Origin of the sequence: Pseudomonas sp. PDM15 (assembly GCF_014851565.1) — a bacterium.
In the GTDB taxonomy this organism is placed as follows: domain Bacteria; phylum Pseudomonadota; class Gammaproteobacteria; order Pseudomonadales; family Pseudomonadaceae; genus Aquipseudomonas.
On record NZ_JACVAA010000018.1, the window covers coordinates 1 to 632 of the forward strand.

The following is a 632-nucleotide window of genomic DNA, read 5'->3' on the forward strand; positions in this document are numbered from 1 at the left end:
CTGCCGGTGTTCATGTTCTTCCACGGCGGCGGCTGGGTGCTCGGCGACTACCCGACCCATGCCCGCCTGATCCGCGACCTGGTGGTGAACTCCGGCGCTGTGGCCGTCTATGTCGGCTACACGCCGTCGCCGGAAGCCAAGTACCCGACCGCCATCGACCAGGCTTATGCCGCCACCCAATGGGTCAGCGAACACGGCAAGGAGATTCAGGTCGACAGCTCGCGCCTGGCCGTGGCCGGCAACAGCGTCGGCGGCAATATGGCCGCAGTCGTTGCACTGAAAGCCAAGGAAGCCGGCACGCCGAACCTGCGCTTCCAGCTGCTGCTGTGGCCGGTGACCGATGCCAACCTGGAAACCGTGTCCTACAACCAGTTCGCCCAGGGTCACTTCCTCACCAAGCCGCTGATGAAGTGGTTCTGGGACAGCTACACCACCGACCCGAAGCAGCGCGCCGAACGTTTCGCCTCGCCGCTGCAGGCCACCACCGAGCAGCTCAAGGGCTTGCCGCCTACGCTGATCCAGACCGCCGAGTTCGACGTGCTGCGTGACGAGGGCGAGGCCTACGCGCGCAAACTGGACGCCGCCGGCGTCACCGTCACCGCGGTGCGCTACAACGGCATGATCCACGACTA

General features: G+C 65.8%; 1 protein-coding gene. It reads left to right on the forward strand.

The features are described from left to right. A partial coding sequence (locus tag IB232_RS23340; RefSeq protein ID WP_192400896.1) for an alpha/beta hydrolase occupies nt 1-632 on the forward strand: 632 nt, incomplete at both ends.